Origin of the sequence: Waltera intestinalis (assembly GCF_009695995.1) — a bacterium.
GTDB lineage: Bacteria > Bacillota > Clostridia > Lachnospirales > Lachnospiraceae > Acetatifactor > Acetatifactor intestinalis.
Map to the genome: position 1 here is coordinate 1 of NZ_VUMU01000012.1, position 17,299 is coordinate 17,299.

17 protein-coding genes are annotated in these 17,299 nt (G+C 43.2%); 12 read left to right on the forward strand and 5 right to left on the reverse strand.

Annotation, left to right across the window (positions count from 1 at the left end; translation table 11 throughout):
• Positions 1–331: 331 nt before the first annotated feature.
• The 4 genes from FYJ59_RS09740 to FYJ59_RS09755 form a co-directional block, all read right to left on the reverse strand.
• Positions 332–508 (reverse strand): hypothetical protein, encoded by a 177-nt coding sequence (locus FYJ59_RS09740; protein ID WP_154496662.1) that lies wholly within the window; start codon positions 506–508, stop codon positions 332–334.
• 105 nt (positions 509–613) lie between these two features.
• Positions 614–2,539, reverse strand: coding sequence for an asparagine synthase-related protein (locus FYJ59_RS09745; protein WP_154496663.1), 1,926 nt, complete (start codon positions 2,537–2,539; stop codon positions 614–616).
• A gap of 1 nt (position 2,540) precedes the next feature.
• Positions 2,541–3,368, reverse strand: coding sequence for a sensor histidine kinase (locus FYJ59_RS09750; protein WP_154496664.1), 828 nt, complete (start codon positions 3,366–3,368; stop codon positions 2,541–2,543).
• Positions 3,369–3,383: 15 nt separating this feature from the next.
• Positions 3,384–4,070: a response regulator transcription factor gene (locus FYJ59_RS09755; protein ID WP_154496665.1), complete on the reverse strand. Its 687-nt coding sequence runs from the start codon at positions 4,068–4,070 to the stop codon at positions 3,384–3,386.
• A 185-nt stretch (positions 4,071–4,255) separates the two neighbouring features.
• Between FYJ59_RS09755 and FYJ59_RS09760 the strand changes: the two genes are divergently transcribed.
• The 3 genes from FYJ59_RS09760 to FYJ59_RS09770 all read left to right on the forward strand — a co-directional run bounded on the left by FYJ59_RS09760 (position 4,256) and on the right by FYJ59_RS09770 (position 5,717).
• On the forward strand, positions 4,256–4,531 hold the full coding sequence (locus FYJ59_RS09760; protein WP_154496666.1) for a PqqD family protein: 276 nt from the start codon (positions 4,256–4,258) through the stop codon (positions 4,529–4,531).
• 6 nt (positions 4,532–4,537) lie between these two features.
• The gene (locus FYJ59_RS09765) at positions 4,538–5,401 is read left to right on the forward strand and encodes a hypothetical protein (protein ID WP_154496667.1); all 864 of its coding nucleotides are present in this window, start codon (positions 4,538–4,540) and stop codon (positions 5,399–5,401) included.
• Positions 5,402–5,501: 100 nt separating this feature from the next.
• The gene (locus FYJ59_RS09770; RefSeq protein ID WP_154496668.1) at positions 5,502–5,717 is read left to right on the forward strand and encodes a hypothetical protein; all 216 of its coding nucleotides are present in this window, start codon (positions 5,502–5,504) and stop codon (positions 5,715–5,717) included.
• Between the two features lie 14 nt (positions 5,718–5,731).
• On the opposite strand, the gene FYJ59_RS09775 is transcribed toward FYJ59_RS09770, so the two are convergent.
• On the reverse strand, positions 5,732–6,250 hold the full coding sequence (locus FYJ59_RS09775) for a S24/S26 family peptidase (RefSeq protein ID WP_154496669.1): 519 nt from the start codon (positions 6,248–6,250) through the stop codon (positions 5,732–5,734).
• Positions 6,251–6,423: 173 nt separating this feature from the next.
• Here FYJ59_RS09775 and FYJ59_RS09780 point away from each other — a divergent pair, with 173 nt between their 5' ends.
• From FYJ59_RS09780 to FYJ59_RS09820, 9 genes are all read left to right on the forward strand, one after another.
• Complete coding sequence (locus FYJ59_RS09780) at positions 6,424–7,824, forward strand: sugar transferase (protein ID WP_154496673.1); 1,401 nt, start codon at positions 6,424–6,426, stop codon at positions 7,822–7,824.
• A gap of 133 nt (positions 7,825–7,957) precedes the next feature.
• Positions 7,958–8,191 (forward strand): hypothetical protein, encoded by a 234-nt coding sequence (locus FYJ59_RS09785; RefSeq protein ID WP_154496675.1) that lies wholly within the window; start codon positions 7,958–7,960, stop codon positions 8,189–8,191.
• A 213-nt stretch (positions 8,192–8,404) separates the two neighbouring features.
• Entirely contained in the window at positions 8,405–9,328 is a 924-nt protein-coding gene (gene rfbD, locus FYJ59_RS09790; RefSeq protein WP_154496679.1) for a dTDP-4-dehydrorhamnose reductase, read from the forward strand.
• 211 nt (positions 9,329–9,539) lie between these two features.
• Positions 9,540–9,962: a 30S ribosomal protein S12 gene (gene rpsL / locus FYJ59_RS09795; protein WP_022153693.1), complete on the forward strand. Its 423-nt coding sequence runs from the start codon at positions 9,540–9,542 to the stop codon at positions 9,960–9,962.
• Between the two features lie 215 nt (positions 9,963–10,177).
• Positions 10,178–10,648: a 30S ribosomal protein S7 gene (rpsG, locus tag FYJ59_RS09800; RefSeq protein WP_118545676.1), complete on the forward strand. Its 471-nt coding sequence runs from the start codon at positions 10,178–10,180 to the stop codon at positions 10,646–10,648.
• A gap of 15 nt (positions 10,649–10,663) precedes the next feature.
• Positions 10,664–12,826 carry an elongation factor G gene (gene fusA / locus FYJ59_RS09805; protein WP_154496682.1) on the forward strand — a complete coding sequence of 721 codons (2,163 nt, stop codon included), beginning with the start codon at positions 10,664–10,666 and terminating at the stop codon, positions 12,824–12,826.
• A 117-nt stretch (positions 12,827–12,943) separates the two neighbouring features.
• Positions 12,944–14,131 carry an elongation factor Tu gene (gene tuf / locus FYJ59_RS09810; protein WP_118549993.1) on the forward strand — a complete coding sequence of 396 codons (1,188 nt, stop codon included), beginning with the start codon at positions 12,944–12,946 and terminating at the stop codon, positions 14,129–14,131.
• A gap of 700 nt (positions 14,132–14,831) precedes the next feature.
• Positions 14,832–15,689 (forward strand): hypothetical protein, encoded by an 858-nt coding sequence (locus FYJ59_RS09815; RefSeq protein ID WP_154496684.1) that lies wholly within the window; start codon positions 14,832–14,834, stop codon positions 15,687–15,689.
• A 193-nt stretch (positions 15,690–15,882) separates the two neighbouring features.
• Complete coding sequence (locus FYJ59_RS09820; protein WP_235897992.1) at positions 15,883–17,172, forward strand: CapA family protein; 1,290 nt, start codon at positions 15,883–15,885, stop codon at positions 17,170–17,172.
• Positions 17,173–17,299 lie beyond the last annotated feature (127 nt).

Consider the following 17,299-nt stretch of genomic DNA (forward strand, 5'->3'; position numbering starts at 1 on the left):
ATCGCAGCTTTTTGGAAGAGTTGCTCCCCTGGTCACCAGCGCTTCCGGAAAACATTCGAAAATAGAATTTACAGCAGGCCGCAAAAGCGGCTTATAGTTGTCAAGGTATTCGCTATGGAGCGTTTACTCTAATTCTTCCATTACAGGTGCATTCCACTTTTTCATCATTACATACCTCCGTCTTTTTACTTACTCTGATATCATTTTAAGTTTTTTTGTAGTTTGTTAAAGGAGTGTAACAAAATTGATAAAAAAGGGGATGTGGATGGAAAGGTGGAAATAAAAAAGGTCATGGTGCGATATCACATCATGACCTTATATTACGCAGTAATTAGCTTAATTGATTTGTAGACTCATCAGGATTTGTTTGTCCAGGTTTATCCCAAGAAAGATGTCCGGATATAACACCATCACCGATATAACCGCCATCGCTATAAATGCCAGTCCAATTATGAGCAGTCTCATTGATATTTAATTCTTCCATTGCAGGAGCATTCCATTTTTTCATAATCTCATACCTCTTTTCTAATATTTTGATGTTGAAGTCATTTTATCGTAGCTTTGTTACTTTGTAAAGAAATGTAACAAAAGTGATAGAATTGTACTAATATGGTCAGTCCTGATATTTTTCCATGACATACACAAAGCCCAGATATAAAAATGTATCTTGATTTTTTGGAGAGGGGTAATCACCAACATTGTTAAAAAAGCAGGTGATTTTTTCGTTGTCTAGGTAAGGAAAATGTGTATTATCGCATAAAGTTTTAGTGAGTTCCGGTTTAAGCCTATTCCAATCCCTGATGATTCGAACAAACCAGTCAGAGTTTTGCACTCCATAGCGCATCCAGTTATCCAGCAGTGATGCAGGCAGCAGGTCCTGTAGGTTACCACGGATGAGCCAGCGGGGAGTGCCCTGATAAGCAAATAAATGGTAAGGCAGGTGGTAACAAAAACTCATCATACGGATATCCTTGGTAGGATCACGGATGATGATACCGTGGTAAAGTCCCATCTTGGTCTCCAGTTCCCCAATATAGGTTAAGAAGGGTTGCCGGTAAAGCATTTCTTGATAGAGCCAGTGGGGAGAAGGCAGATTTTCGAAATATTTTGTGCCTCCGGCGAGAAAACGCTCTTTCAGAGGATAGTCATCCAGAATGGCGGCAGTCAGAAACGGATTTTCCGGTGTGTAGGTGAACTGGGGATTCCGGTATGTTTTCGTGGCAAATTGGAAGTAACGGTAACAGCCCCGTAATGCGTCCTTGCGACTTTCCTTGACAGTGAGGGAATATCGGTTTAAGTATTTCAAAAACGTAACATAGTGGTGGTTGGAATACAGGTCATATAGCACATCATCTATGTATCCGTGGGACACAGTGCTATTTCCACTTTGTCCTGAAAGGAGAACTTTGCAACTGTCAGAGGAAGCAGTTCTGTATATTTCGCAAAGATTGGGCAAGTTGATAAAAGCCTTAAAGGGTACCTCCATGATTTTTAGCACTAATTCCAATTCCTCCAGACAATTCTTCCCGTGATTATTCAGAAAGTGGGGAATCATATTGGGATAGTGCTCAGTGATGGAAAGTACATCCTTTTCTTCATTCAAAACATTGTTGCGGTTGCGGTCACTGGGGGCCTCTTCAGATGGTACGTAGGTGTAGGTGTAAAGATTTTTACCTTCTTCCTGAAGCTGCTTGGCAGCAAGAGTACCTACTGTGGCGGAATCCAGGCCACTGCTGAAGGAGATACCGATTTCACCATCTGTGCGGAGGGCATCTCTAACGCAATCCTCATACAGTGTGCGGAAATAAGCCCCATATTCTGCTGCAGTTCGGAATGTGCATGGTGCCGGCGTGGACTGGGGATGCCAATAACGATGCTCGGTGATTCCTTCCGGAGTACATTCCAGATAAGTGCCGGGATTTAGCTTATAGACATCCTGATAGGGGGTGTCGGCCGGTATCATGTTGGGCATCAGTCCCGGAGCGGTAAGAAAATCCTTAATAAAAAGTTCATTGTGTCTAATTTCAGGGCAGAGAGATGTTATGGGCTCCAGCAGTGTAGAAAAGATGACAGAATCCTCTCTGCGGTAATAGTAAAGGCAGCGGCTGGAAAGTTGGTCGGCTACAAGGTACAGTGTCTGTTTAGCCGGTTCATAGATGGCAAAGCTGAACAGACCTCGCAGATGATGTACGCATTCAATTCCCCATTTTGCATACGCCTGGTAAAGAAGGGCGCCATCGGGCAACGAGCTACCGGACATGGAAAGTTCCGCAGATAATACTTGCAGTAATTCCTCCCGATTATCCAGCAGACAGTCGGCATCAAAATAGAAATTCTTTTGTTGATGGAGACAGGGAAGCTCTTCGAACCGAGACTCCGGTGTAATGTATTGAATGCCGCAGCCCATGAGAAGATTCTGCTTTTCCAGGACAGAGATACGCTGCAATTTGCATTTTTCTTCATAGGGTTTTCGCATGATATCGGCAGCAGATTGTGCAATTTCGTGATGAAAGGAAATGATTCCCCAAATGGCAGACATATTAATCCTCCTTCTCTGAGATGGGAAGACGGAATGAGAAACGGCTTCCTTTTCCTACGACACTTTCGCAGGATACACATCCTCCGTGACGTTCTACAATCGCTTTGACGATAGAGAGTCCCAGACCGCTTCCGGTAGCGGAATTAGGTGTGCGTGCTCTGGATACGGTATAGGTGCGGTCGAAAATGTGGGGGAGCGCTTCCGGAGGAATTCCCATACCGGTATCCTCTATCGTTACAAGCACTTCCTGCTCGGATTCCATAAGTTGTACCTTTAGGGTAATGGAACTGCCTGCCGGGGAATATTTTGCCGCATTGGTAAATAGATTGTCCAGGACCCGAACCATTTTCTGAATGTCTATGGAGATGGAAGCATGTAAATCATCCGGAAGCTCCAGTAACAGATTGTGGTTATCATATCGGCTGTCTGGTAGGGCGTCATAAAAGTATTCTTCGAAAAAAGCAACAGCATCCACTGTAGTAAAATCTAGCGCCTTAGAGGTATCCTCCACACAAAACAGATAATACATATCCTGAATCAGGTTTTCTAAAGTCCGGGTGCGATGATTTATCAGCTGGAGTGATGTCTGCAGATCCTCCGAACTGATTTCCTGACCGGACAAAAGGTAATCAACGGCACTGCGAATGGCAGTGATAGGTGCTCGCAAATCATGGGAAATATTGGCGAGCATTTCTTCCCGTTCTTTTTGTATTTGTTCCAGCTTTTTGTTTGATTCCAGAAGCTGATTATTAGAAAGCAACAGCTTGGCTGAGAGCGATTCGATGGTTTCGCTTTCTAGCGCAGGAGATTGAAATACACTTCTTTTCATACTGCATTGCTCCTCTTAGTTTACAATAAAGCGATATCCCTTGGACCATACGGTCTCAATCATATGTTCTAATGTAGGATTGCCTTCAAATTTTTTCCGTAATCTGCTGACATTGACCATGACAGAACGGCGGTCGCTTTCTTGATAGAACCCAAACAGGGCAATTCCCAAATCCTCAAAGGTGACATCTGTGTTGGGATGTGAAGCAAGATAAAGCAGTACCTCATATTCCCGATTGGCAAGCATCAAATCTTCTCCCTGATAGAATGCCTTGTGGGCTAATTTATCAATGGTTAAGTCATGAAATACCAGAGTATTATCATTTTGGGGTGTGTTGACATGGGCTGCCCGACGAATGTGAATATCGATACGGGCTTTCAATTCGCGGAGACTGTAAGGTTTTACAATGTAATCATCTGCACCGATAGTCAAGCCTTCTATTTTGTCATCTTCACTTCCTTTTCCGGTCAGAAAAAGAATGGGCGAAGAACAAAATTGACGTATCTGATGACAAACCTCATAACCGTTTAGCTGAGGCATCATGATATCCAACAAAATACAGTCGGGCTTCAGTTTTTTTGCATATGCGATTCCCTTTTGGGGAGAATCTGTTGCATATACTGTGTAGCCTTCTCCGGAAAGGTATTTTTTATTGATGGAGAGGACTTCTATATCATCATCAATTAGCAAGATGGTAGCCATGGGACACCTCCTTTATACAGCTAGCCGGTTAAAATTACAGGAACAGTATAACATACATTTGGTCAGGAGAGTAGGATAAAATGCAGAAAGTGTGGAAAAATATCGGTTTGCCATTTGTGGATTTTTGTTATATAATTAGGAAAAGTTAGGTATTGTTGCTTTTGGAAGTTGTGAGGTGTTATGATATGAAGTTGTCAGAGGGATATCTAGTGAAGGAAATTGCAGGGAGCTATGTTCTGCTTCCGGTGGGGCAGAATGTGGTAGATTACCAGCACATTCTTCATGCAAATGAAACCGGATATTTTATTGTGAGTCAGCTGAAGACGGAGGTTGCTTATGATGATTTGTTGGAGAGACTGGCTGTTGCATACGAGGCTGATGCGGAGGATAAAGAGGCATTAAAAGCAGATTTAGATGCCTTTTTAGAAAAATTGCGGGAAAAGAAATTACTGTGTGAGTAGGAGTCTATGAAAAAATATCGAATTGCGGGACTGCTTCTGGGTATTGATGCGAAAGAGCAGTTCCTGCACAGGGAATTACAAGATTTTGAGGTGGAGAGTGAAGAGAAACCGGATATTTGGGTAGGTATCTCTGTACAACAGGATAAGCGTGTCTATCCCGAGAAAGTGGTTATTTCTGCAAAATTATTACAGGTGTATGAGGAAGCAGAGCGGTATGTTGTGCGATATGAAGCTTCTGATTGTGTGGAATGCTATATATTAGAGAAGGGAAGCAGAAAAGCCCATATTTATTTGAAAAGTGAGAAGGTTGTATGCCATACGGAAATCATGTATTCCATACGAGATTCCTTTTTCTTTTATATGCAGCAGCTGGGAAGAGTTAAAGTGCATTCAGCTTCTATTGTATATCAAGGGAAAGCATGGCTCTTTTCAGCGCCGGCAGGCACCGGGAAAAGTACCCATGTACAGCTTTGGAAGAGGAAGGAATATCCGGTGGAGGATTTTAACGGAGACATTGCAGCATGTTACATGGATAACAATGGGCAGGCTGTGGCTGCAGGCCTTCCATGGTGCGGAACCTCGGGGCTGTATCGAAATGATACCGTTCCTTTGGGTGGAATCCTTTTCCTGGAACGAAGCTGTCATAACGAAGCATATGCTACAAAGACCATGGAAGGAGTGTTGCGTTTGACTGCCAGATGTCTGACCCCTGCTTGGAGTGAAGGGCAAATGGATAGAAATGTGAATCTTGCCATGGAACTGGTAAAGCATTGCACAATGGGCGTTCTGTATTGCACCCCACAGGAACAGGCTGCGGAAGTGGCAAAGGAGTTTATTGACAAAATTTTAGAAATAAAGGAAAAATGTTGACCCTTTTTATTGTGTTAAGACGTCTTATTCATTGTAAGATGTAAGCGATTACATTTTATGACTCACTGTCAAAAATAAACAGAAGGGAGGAGAGTAACTTATGAAGAGATATGAAAAACCTGTTTTAGTAGAAAGCGATATCCTGGTAGAGAGCGTATTTGCCGGAAGCGGGGATGAGGAAATTGGCGATCAGGGAAAACGGAAATGCCGAAACGGAAGAACCAGTTTTAACCCCGGAGCAGATAAGTGTCAGAGATGCCTTGGCGGTAACTATATTCAAGATATCGTCGGTAAGTCATGCCCTGAAGGACTGTAAAAGACGCAACAGTATTACTCGGAAATTGTTTCGTGGTCTTTCCATTTTGAACGGAGTAAAATCAGACGATTGAGGACAGGGCGTACAGGACGCAGGAACATCCAGATTTTCCACAATAGATTGTACATCTGATTGGAAGTGCAATCTATTTTTTTGCCTTTTCGCAGATAAGATTTGACTACACCGTAAACCTGTTCCTGGGGGATGGACCCTTCTATCCAGGTCTGGTTGTCGCCTAACATAAAATAGGAAAAGGAAGATTCCGTGGGAAGGACACGGTAAACTCTATGAACATAGTATGCGCCTGTGTGACGCTTGTATAGGGCAATCTCCCCCTTTTTTAGGGGAAAGGTTGGTTTGCCGATAAACAGGGTATCACGGTTTCCAAGAAAAAAAGGACTCATACTGGTGCCGGTGGGCTGAACAGAAAGGGTCTGCCCCTCTTCGAGCAACGATAACAGATGGGGAAGCGTGTCGGTATTATTTTGAGAGGATATATTTCTATTGCCTTGAGAAGAATTTGCAGTGGACATGGAAAAATCCCTTTCTTCCTATACATATTTATAACATGATTTGACTATAACAGCTTCATTGAAGAAAAGCAATCCTGTACTTTACTTTCTGTTCCTTACTGTAGTATAATATGTTGTAAAATTGATATATATCGTATGTTATATTGAAAGATACGATGTAAGGGGGATTGTGAGTGAACAAGTCAAATGCAGGGGCTAATACGAATACATTACAGATACTGCTTGATGTGCTGATGGTGGTTTGCGCATTTGCAATCGATTATTGGTTAAACGGTTCCTCATTGGATGACCAGACCCAGGTGGGCATGATGGTTCTGGTGGCGGTGTTTCTGCTGATATTTATTCTTTCCAATAAAGAGGAATATTTATATAATGTAACGATGTTCTATTATTTGGACAGGGTGTACCGAAAGGTTACGAAGTCTTTTCTCATGGCTACCATTGCTACTGCGGCATTGATGAACTTTATTGCACCCAGTGAAGAAGCAAGGAAATTTTATCTGCTTTTTCTAATCAATGCATATGCTTTGGCAGGGGTGAAGATGTTCATTTCCAGACCCTTGAATCGATTTTTGACAAAGGGAAGTATGCCCAGAACTGCTTTTGTGGGTAGGCGGGGACAGTTTAATAAGTTCCGATATTTTCTGGACAAGACCAGTATTCAGGTGAATCCCATAGGATACATTGCCATGCAGCGTACGGATTTAGAGAATGCTGCGGAAGAATATCTTGGATGCCTGGAGGATTTGGAACAGTTAATTCGGGAACACAATTTGGATCAGGTGTACATCATCCAGAAAAATGGAGAGGAATTGCCTTTTACCCAGAAATATGTAGATCTTTGTATTGATATGGGAGTGACGGTCCGTCTGGTGGTTGATTTTTACAAGCGCAGGCGTGCCAACAGCTATGTGAGTACCGTAGGGACCTATCCTGTGATTACTTATCATACGATTACATTGAATTCCTATGAACAGATGATAAAGCGAACTATGGATATCCTGGGAGGATTGGTAGGCATTATTGTGTTTTCCCCGATTATGTTGGTTACCGCTATTGCTATCAAACTGGATTCTCCGGGACCGGTACTGTTTAAACAGACAAGAGTGGGTCAGAACGGAAGACATTTCAAGATTTATAAATTCCGCAGCATGTATCTGGATGCGGAGGAGCGTAAGAAGGAACTCATGGCACAAAATGAGATGGAAGGTGGTGTCATGTTTAAGATGAAGGATGATCCCAGAATTACACGTGTGGGAAAGGTCATCCGAAAGCTGAGTATTGATGAACTTCCCCAGTTTTTCAATGTAGTGGAAGGGACTATGAGTCTGGTGGGAACGAGACCGCCTACTTTGGATGAAGTAGAAAAATATCAGCGGAAGCAGTGGAGACGCATCAGCATCAAACCCGGAATTACGGGTCTGTGGCAGGTGAGTGGGAGAAGCAAGGTAACTAATTTTGACGACATTGTTGAGATGGATGTAGAGTATATAGATAATTGGTCTTTGCTATCTGATATCAAAATCATGCTGAAGACAGTGGCGGTTCTCCTAAAGCATGATGATGCATATTAAGCATTGATAGAAATAAATATTTTTTATTACAAAAAGCTGAACCTTTTTTTCTGGTACTATAGTCTTATTATATAGATTGGAAAAAGAGAAATACTACAGATGTGTAAAGAATGGAAAGGAAGGCTTTGTAGTAATGAAAAAATTAGTGAAAGATAACGTGGTTACCTTATTTGTATCAGCAGCATTTATAATTGTAGGGATTTTGGCAGAGCCTTTACTGGCGGTACTGGGTGGATTGATTGGCATGACCTGCTTACTGGCTACTGCAATGGAAAGGCACAGTAGTGAGGAATTGGTACAGGAGGCGTCTGTACAGCAGAAAGAATATCGAAATCATAAGGCTCAGGTTTCATATGGTGCATTCTAATTATATTTTATAGGCAATGATATGACACCAAATGAAATCATGTAAACATAGCAGCATCAGTTTGGAAAATAATTCTGAACGGATGCTGTTTTATTAAGCAGTTTTATGAAATGGAAAAGAGTTGATTTTAGAGAAAATGGATAGTATACTTTTTAAAAGATAGGGGTTGTTCAGAACTACTTAATATTAGGTGTGACCGGAGGAAGAGTAAACATGAAAATCTTTGTGACAGGCGTGGGAGGACAGCTTGGACATGATGTGATGAATGAATTGGCGAAGCGCGGAATAGAAGGCATTGGCTCTGATGTGGCGCAGACTTACAGTGGCGTGCAGGATGGCTCCGCTGTATGTACCATGGCATATCATCAGCTTGATATTACGGACAAAGATGCAGTTAACGCGGCTTTGCATGAGGCGAGACCGGATGCTGTGATTCACTGCGCAGCATGGACAGCAGTGGATTTGGCTGAGGATGATGACAAGATAGAGAAAGTTCGTGCCGTGAATGCGGAAGGTACCCGCTATATTGCTGAAGTATGTAAAGAACTTGACTGCCCAATGATGTATATCAGTACGGATTATGTGTTTGACGGGCAGGGGACGAAGCCCTGGGAGCCGGACTGCCGTGATTACAAACCTATGAATGTGTATGGGCAGACGAAGCTTGAAGGTGAGCTTGCTGTTTCGGGGATTCTGGATAAATATTTTATTGTTCGCATTGCGTGGGTATTCGGCAGAAATGGGAACAACTTTATTAAGACAATGATAAATCTGGGTAAGACTCACGATACGTTACGAGTGGTAAGTGATCAAATTGGTACGCCGACCTACACCTATGATTTGGCAAGACTTCTGGTAGATATGATTCAGACCGAAAAGTATGGATATTATCATGCCACCAATGAGGGTGGATACATTTCCTGGTATGAGTTTGCCTGCGCTATTTTTGAAGAAGCAGGGATGAATACCAGGGTAATTCCGGTTACCACAGAGGAATACGGACTTTCCAAAGCGGCAAGACCTTTTAACAGCCGTCTCGAGAAAAGTAAGTTGAGAGAGACCGGTTTTACCCCTTTGCCGGATTGGAGAGATGCGCTGAAAAGATATATTGAAGTGTTGAGGGAAGACGAAGAGTAAACGTAAAAAAGAAGGTAAAAGGATAGCAGAAGAAAATCCTGTAAATTCAATTAAAAATTCTGCATTTTAAATAAAAATTTGTTGACAATGCATCCGCAAACAAGTATACTATCATAGTGTGCCCGTATAGGCATGCTGGACACGCGGATGCATTATTTTTTGTGTGTCGCAAATAATAAACACTATTATAATAAGAAAGAGGTGAAACAGAATGCCAACATTTAACCAGTTAGTAAGAAAAGGACGTCAGACCTCTGTTAAGAAGTCTACTGCACCTGCTCTCCAGAAGGGTTACAACTCTCTTCACAAGAAAGCAACAGACGTTTCTGCTCCCCAGAAGCGTGGTGTATGTACTGCTGTTAAGACAGCAACTCCTAAAAAGCCTAACTCTGCTCTTAGAAAGATCGCCAGAGTACGTCTTTCCAACGGAATCGAAGTTACCAGCTACATTCCCGGTGAAGGTCACAATCTGCAGGAGCACAGCGTTGTTTTGATCCGTGGTGGTCGTGTTAAGGACCTGCCCGGTACCAGATACCACATCATCCGTGGTACCCTTGATACCGCCGGTGTCGCTAACAGAAAACAGGCTCGTTCCAAGTACGGCGCTAAGAGACCTAAGGATGCTAAGAAATAAGTAGTATCCGGGGCGTTTTGAACGTCGGACCGAGAGTTCGATGAAAATCCGTAAGGATTTTTGGAGACGATGCGAACATCGTCTTTGTACCACAAAAACGAAACTAAGAAAAGTGTTGGAATTCTGTGATACAGATATAACAGCGCGAACACTTGGGGAAACACATGTGAGTACCTATGATCTAACGTAAACAATTTGTTAAGGAGGGAAGAACCGTGCCACGTAAAGGACATATTCAGAAAAGAGATGTATTAGCAGATCCTTTATACAACAACAAAGTGGTTACCAAGCTTGTCAACAACATCATGTTAGATGGCAAGAAGGGTGTAGCCCAGAAGATCGTATACGGAGCATTTGCTAAGGTTGAAGAGAAGAGCGGCAAGCCTGCTCTGGAAGTATTCGAAGAGGCTATGAACAACATCATGCCTGTTCTGGAAGTAAAAGCAAGACGTATCGGTGGTGCTACCTATCAGGTACCTATCGAAGTTAGACCTGAGAGACGTCAGGCTCTGGGCCTTCGTTGGTTGACCATGTTCTCTCGTAAGAGAAGTGAGAAGACCATGGAAGACAGACTTGCTAACGAAATTCTTGACGCAGCCAACAATACCGGATCTGCAGTTAAGAGAAAAGAAGACATGCACAAGATGGCAGAGGCAAACAAGGCTTTTGCTCATTACAGATTCTAGTAGGAGGGAAAAAACTTGGCTGGAAGAGAATATCCGTTAGAGAGAACCAGAAATATCGGAATTATGGCTCATATCGATGCCGGTAAGACCACTACTACCGAGCGTATCCTGTATTACACAGGTGTTAACTATAAGATCGGTGATACTCACGAAGGTACTGCTACCATGGACTGGATGGCTCAGGAGCAGGAGAGAGGTATTACCATTACATCTGCAGCTACCACCTGTCACTGGACTCTTGAAAAAGAGACCAAACCCATGCCCGGTGCTCTGGAGCATCGTATCAATATTATTGATACCCCGGGTCACGTAGACTTCACCGTTGAGGTTGAGCGTTCCCTTCGTGTACTGGATGGCGCTGTCGGCGTCTTCTGTGCAAAGGGTGGTGTAGAGCCTCAGTCCGAGAACGTATGGCGTCAGGCTGACACCTACAATGTACCTCGTATGGCATTCATCAACAAGATGGATATCCTGGGTGCTAATTTCTACGCAGCAGTAGATCAGATCCGTACCAGACTTGGTAAGAACGCTATCTGCCTTCAGTTGCCTATCGGTAAGGAAGATGAGTTCAAGGGAATCATTGATCTGTTCGAGATGAAGGCTTACATCTACAACGATGAGAAGGGTGATGACATCACTGTTACCGATGATCTTGGAGATATGGCTGATGAGGCTGCTTTATATCATGATGAGCTCATTGAAAAGGTTTGTGAGCTGGATGATGATCTGACAATGATGTATCTGGAAGGTGAAATTCCTTCTGTTGAAGAGATGAAGGCTGCTTTGAGAAAAGCTACTTGTGAGTGCAGAGCCGTTCCTGTATGCTGCGGTACTGCTTACAGAAATAAGGGCATTCAGAAGCTCCTGGATGCTATTATCGAGTATATGCCTTCTCCTCTGGATGTGCCGGCTATTAAGGGTGTTGACTTTGACGGTAATGAAGTAGAGAGAAAGTCCTCTGATGAAGAGCCTTTCGCTGCACTTGCATTCAAGATCATGACTGACCCGTTCGTAGGTAAGCTCGCTTACTTCCGTGTATATTCCGGTACGCTGAATTCCGGTTCTTATGTACTCAATGCTACTAAGGACAAGAAGGAACGTGTAGGACGTATCCTGCAGATGCATGCGAACAAGCGTGCAGAGTTGGAAAAGGTTTACTCCGGTGATATCGCAGCAGCAGTTGGATTCAAGTTCACCACTACCGGTGATACCATCTGTGATGAGCAGCACCCTGTAATCCTGGAGTCCATGGAGTTCCCTGAGCCCGTTATCGAGCTGGCTATCGAGCCTAAGACCAAAGCTGGTCAGGGCAAGATGGGTGAAGCTCTTGCAAAACTGGCAGAAGAAGATCCTACTTTCCGCGCTCATACCAATCAGGAGACCGGTCAGACCATTATCGCCGGTATGGGTGAGTTACATCTGGAGATCATCGTTGACCGTCTGCTTCGTGAGTTCCATGTAGAAGCTAACGTAGGTGCGCCTCAGGTTGCATATAAGGAAGCGTTCACCAAGGCTGTTGAAGTGGATTCCAAGTACGCTAAGCAGTCCGGTGGTCGTGGACAGTACGGACATTGTAAAGTTAAGTTTGAGCCCCTGGAGGCTAACTGTGAGAAGTTTGACTTCGATCCGAAGGCAAATATTCTGATCAACGATCCTCCTACCCTGTTATTTGAATCTACTGTAGTCGGTGGTTCCATTCCTAAGGAATACATCCCCGCAGTAGGTGAAGGTATCCAGGAAGCAGCTCAGGCTGGTATTTTGGGTGGATTCCCTGTACTGGGTGTTCATGCGAATGTATATGATGGATCCTATCATGAGGTCGACTCCTCCGAGATGGCATTCCACATTGCAGGTTCCATGGCATTCAAGGAAGCAATGCAGAAGGCAGCTCCTGTACTGCTTGAGCCGATCATGAAGGTTGAGGTTACCATGCCCGAGGAATACATGGGCGATGTAATCGGTGATCTGAACTCCCGTCGTGGTCGTGTAGAAGGTATGGAAGACATCGGCGGTGGTAAGATGGTTAAGGCTTTCGTTCCCCTTGCTGAGATGTTCGGTTACTCCACAGACCTGCGTTCCAAGACCCAGGGTCGTGGTAACTACTCCATGTTTTTCGAAAAGTATGAGCCCGTTCCTAAGAACGTTCAGGAAAAGGTTCTTGCTGCAAAGGCGAAATAAGCGCTAAATCAATAAAAATAACTTGAAAAACCTCTGATTATTTAATATAATCAGAAGTAGCGAGTTGAAAAAATAAAACTACGAAACTGTTTAATTATTTTAAGGAGGACTTAAATAATGGCTAAAGCTAAATTTGACAGAACAAAGCCCCATTGTAACATTGGTACCATCGGTCACGTTGACCATGGTAAAACTACCCTGACCGCTGCAATCTCCAAGGTTCTTTCCGAGAGAGTACCTGGTAACGAGAAGGTTGACTTCGATCACATCGATAAGGCTCCCGAAGAGAGAGAGCGTGGTATCACCATTTCTACCGCTCACATCGAGTACCAGACCGAGAAGAGACACTATGCACACGTTGACTGCCCGGGCCATGCTGACTACGTTAAGAACATGATCACCGGTGCTGCACAGATGGATGGTGCTATCCTCGTTGTAGCTGCTACTGATGGTGTTATGGCTCAGACCAAGGAGCACATCCTTCTGTCCCGTCAGGTAGGCGTTCCTTACATCATCGTATTCCTGAACAAGTGTGATATGGTTGACGATCCCGAGCTGATCGAGCTGGTTGAGATGGAAGTAACCGAGCAGCTGGAAGAGTACGACTTCAATGACTGCCCTATCATCAAGGGTTCCGCTCTGAAGGCTCTGGAAGATCCCAGCAGCGAGTGGGGCGACAAGATCATGGAACTGATGGATACTGTAGATTCTTATATTCCTGATCCTCAGCGTGATACTGATAAGCCTTTCCTGATGCCCGTCGAGGACGTATTCACCATTACCGGTCGTGGTACCGTTGCTACCGGTCGTGTAGAGCGTGGTGTTCTGCATCTGAATGATGAAGTTGAAATCGTTGGTATCAAGGAAGAGACCAAGAAGACTGTTGTAACCGGTATCGAAATGTTCCGTAAGATGCTGGATGAGGCACAGGCTGGTGATAACATCGGTGCTCTGCTTCGTGGTATCCAGAGAACTGAAATCGAAAGAGGACAGGTTCTGGCTAAGCCCGGTACTGTTACCTGCCACAGAAAGTTTACCGCTCAGGTATACGTTCTGACCAAGGATGAAGGTGGACGTCATACTCCTTTCTTCAACAACTATCGTCCTCAGTTCTACTTCAGAACCACCGACGTTACCGGCGTTTGCGAACTGCCTGCTGGTGTTGAGATGTGCATGCCTGGTGATAACGTAGAGATGACCATCGAACTGATCCATCCTATCGCTATGGAGCAGGGTCTTACCTTCGCTATCCGTGAAGGTGGTAGAACCGTTGGTTCCGGCCGTGTAGCTACCATCATCGAGTAATCTTTGATAGATAGTATATAGCTTTTATGCTGGGGAAGTACTTGTACTTCCCCAGTTTTTTAAACAATAACTCAGAACAGTAATTCGGAACAGTAATTTAAAACAACAATTCAAAATATTAATTCAAAGATCAGTTTTTCTTTTAGCCATTTAGTGACACAGCTCTGTGTCGGATATTTCAAGATATTTACTTCAATTATTTGTATAATAGCATTATTTTTTAAGAGATTAGTTTGTAGAAAGTATACGTGCATAGGAAACATACAAGTAGTGATGTGAAAAATACATGCGAGAGAGGGGAATTATGGATTAGGTATGTGCCAGAGGTAGGAGAATACATGCGAAAAAAGAAAAAAGATGAAATAGGTATGTGCCAAAGGTAAGAGAATACATGTGAGAGAGGGTGAAATTATGAAATAGGTATGTGCCAGAGGCAAGGAAATACATGCGAAAAAAGAAAAAAGATGAAATAGGTATGTGCCAGAGGCGAGGAAACACATGCGAAAGAGGTGAAATTATGGATTAGGTATGTGCCAGAGGTAAGAGAACACATGCGAAAAAAGAAAAAAGATGAAATGGGTATGTGCCAGAGGTGAGGAAACACATGCGAGAGAGGGTGAAATTATGGATTAGGTATGTGCCAGAGGTAAGAGAATACATGCAAGAAAGGGAAAAATAGAGATAAAATGAAAAGCACTAAATGAAAAATGTACGGCGGGAGGAAAAGGCTATAAAGGATTTACTATATGAACAATTGATAAAAAGAGAACATTGGTTAAGGGATTTGAAACAAAATTTGGAAACAAGTATACAGAATGCACCATCAGGCAATCTGAAAATAATTAACTGCAGAGGCGTTGAACAATATTATTTGGACTCTGCTGAAACTAGAACATCCTATCCAAACGGAAAATATCTGCGAAAATCTGATTTTGAATTGGCAGGTAAACTTGCACAACGAAATTATGATGAGAAATTGCTGTCAGAGGTAGAAAAGCAATTAAAGAACATACAAAATATTATTAAAAAATATGAAAAACAAGAAATAGTACAGGTAGAAGAACTATATAGTGTCTATGACAGAATGAGTCCATCCAGGAAAAAAATGGTGGATTCGAGGATAATGTCGGATAAGGAATATGTGAATCAGTGGTCAGCACAAATATATTCAGGTAAAGATTTTGAAGAAGGACAGGCAGAAATCTACACAGAAAAAAAGGAAAGAGTCAGATCAAAGTCAGAAAAGATCATTGCAGATATGTTGTACCATAAAAATATCCCATACAAGTATGAATGCCCTGTAACCCTAAAGGGATTGGGAATGATATATCCGGATTTTACCTGCCTGCGGTTAACAGATCGAAAAACGATTTTATGGGAGCATTTGGGAATGATGACAGATCCGATTTATTGTCAGAAAGCTATGAAAAAAATAGACATTTACTCCAAGAATGGGTTCATACAAGGTAGAGACATTATATATACATTTGAATCAGAAAAATACAGTTTAAACACAATGAGTGTGGAAAATCTCATCAGTCAAATATTTAGTACATAAAAAATGTATGAAAAAGGATGCCCGAAAAAAATTCGAAAAAGGATATAAATCAATTCCGTATAATCAAACAGCTTCTGATAATATTTGTTAATAATATTTTGAAATGCAATTTTTGATAAAAGAAATATGTATGTTATAATGGAACATATAAGAAGTGAATAAAATACAGAAAAATCAGTGAAAAGGTAGAGAAATGGCAGATAGAAGACTTTTGACTTTAAGAAAAACAATAATGTTTTATATTTGTATATGGAACATTTTTTTATTGATCGGCTGTGCGAAGACTGAGATGGTGTCTGAGGACAATACAGTAACAAATGGAAATATTGTCAGTACCACAGGAACTATTGCAATAGAAACAGAAGCAATAGAAACAGAAACGCAGGATGCAATCCAACCATCTTCCGATCAACCACCGGAAGCCGCGCCGGAGTACAAGATCATCATGGTAGGGGATATACTGCTTCACACTCCGGTGGAGGAAAGCTGTCTGCAGCCGGATGGAAGTTACGACTATGATTCTCTGTTTTCCCATACAAAAGAGGAGATTGCTGCAGCAGATCTTGCCCTGGTGAATCAGGAGGTGATCATAGGCGGTGCGGATCTTGGAATCTCCGGGTACCCCTGCTTCAATGCGGATTACAGTCTCTGCGATTCATTGGTGGGAGCAGGCTTCGATGTCATCTGTCATGCCACGAACCATGCTATGGACAAGGGACGTGCGGGGCTGGTAAACTGCGCGGAGTACTGGAGGGACGAATACCCACAGATCACTGTCCTGGGTATTCATGATATTGCGGATACCTCCACTTCCTGTGGCGCAGATCCGGCAATCATTGAGCTGGGAGACATGCGGATTGCAGTCCTGAACTACACTTATGGGACCAACGGTATTTCTCTGCCGGCGGATATGCCCTATGCGGTGGATCTGTTGAGTGAAGAGCAGGTGGCGGCAGATATTCAGAGGGCAGAGAAATTGGCGGACTTCACCATCGTATGTCCGCACTGGGGAACGGAGTACAGGCTGACATCAGATGCTTCCCAGGAGAAATGGACCAAGATATTTGCGGAAAACGGTGCGGATTTGATCCTGGGTACCCACCCGCATGTCATTGAACCCATAGAATGGGTGACAGATGAATCGAGCGAGCATGAAATGCTGGTCTATTATTCCCTGGGCAATTTCGTGAACTGGACCTCCGGCACCGGAGAGGGAGTCGCTAACCGTATGGTAGGCGGCATGGCCGAGGTAACGCTTACGAAGAACGAGGATGGGGAAGTGGAGATCGCAGATTATGGGGTGAAAACGATAATCAGTCATGTGGCTTCCGGTCCCGAAGGTGTGACGACATATTTTCTGGAGGATTATCCGGAAGAACTGGCAGAGGAAAATGAGATCGTTTCGCAGGATCCGGAGTTTTCCAGAGAATACTGTGTCAATTTGTGTGATTCCGTATGGGGAGACCTGTGGAAGACAGAGTAGACAAGTGACATATAGTCTGTTAAAATAAAAAAAGTTGTTGATGCAACAACAAAATGCGACCTATTTTGCAGAATAATCAATAAGAAATATTTTTACTGCCGGCAAGGCGGCGTGTTATAATAAAAAT

What these genes read in the sequence shown, in the direction of transcription:
- FYJ59_RS09740 (WP_154496662.1), bottom strand. Translation starts at nt 508, where the DNA reads ATGAAAAAATGGAATGCTCCTGCAATGGAAGAATTAAATATCAATGAG.
- FYJ59_RS09745 (WP_154496663.1), bottom strand. Translation starts at nt 2,539, where the DNA reads ATGTCTGCCATTTGGGGAATCATTTCCTTTCATCACGAAATTGCACAA.
- FYJ59_RS09750 (WP_154496664.1), bottom strand. Translation starts at nt 3,368, where the DNA reads ATGAAAAGAAGTGTATTTCAATCTCCTGCGCTAGAAAGCGAAACCATC.
- FYJ59_RS09755 (WP_154496665.1), bottom strand. Translation starts at nt 4,070, where the DNA reads ATGGCTACCATCTTGCTAATTGATGATGATATAGAAGTCCTCTCCATC.
- FYJ59_RS09760 (WP_154496666.1), top strand. Translation starts at nt 4,256, where the DNA reads ATGAAGTTGTCAGAGGGATATCTAGTGAAGGAAATTGCAGGGAGCTAT.
- FYJ59_RS09765 (WP_154496667.1), top strand. Translation starts at nt 4,538, where the DNA reads ATGAAAAAATATCGAATTGCGGGACTGCTTCTGGGTATTGATGCGAAA.
- FYJ59_RS09770 (WP_154496668.1), top strand. Translation starts at nt 5,502, where the DNA reads ATGAAGAGATATGAAAAACCTGTTTTAGTAGAAAGCGATATCCTGGTA.
- FYJ59_RS09775 (WP_154496669.1), bottom strand. Translation starts at nt 6,250, where the DNA reads ATGTCCACTGCAAATTCTTCTCAAGGCAATAGAAATATATCCTCTCAA.
- FYJ59_RS09785 (WP_154496675.1), top strand. Translation starts at nt 7,958, where the DNA reads ATGAAAAAATTAGTGAAAGATAACGTGGTTACCTTATTTGTATCAGCA.
- rfbD (WP_154496679.1), top strand. Translation starts at nt 8,405, where the DNA reads ATGAAAATCTTTGTGACAGGCGTGGGAGGACAGCTTGGACATGATGTG.
- rpsL (WP_022153693.1), top strand. Translation starts at nt 9,540, where the DNA reads ATGCCAACATTTAACCAGTTAGTAAGAAAAGGACGTCAGACCTCTGTT.
- tuf (WP_118549993.1), top strand. Translation starts at nt 12,944, where the DNA reads ATGGCTAAAGCTAAATTTGACAGAACAAAGCCCCATTGTAACATTGGT.
- FYJ59_RS09815 (WP_154496684.1), top strand. Translation starts at nt 14,832, where the DNA reads ATGAAAAATGTACGGCGGGAGGAAAAGGCTATAAAGGATTTACTATAT.
- FYJ59_RS09820 (WP_235897992.1), top strand. Translation starts at nt 15,883, where the DNA reads ATGGCAGATAGAAGACTTTTGACTTTAAGAAAAACAATAATGTTTTAT.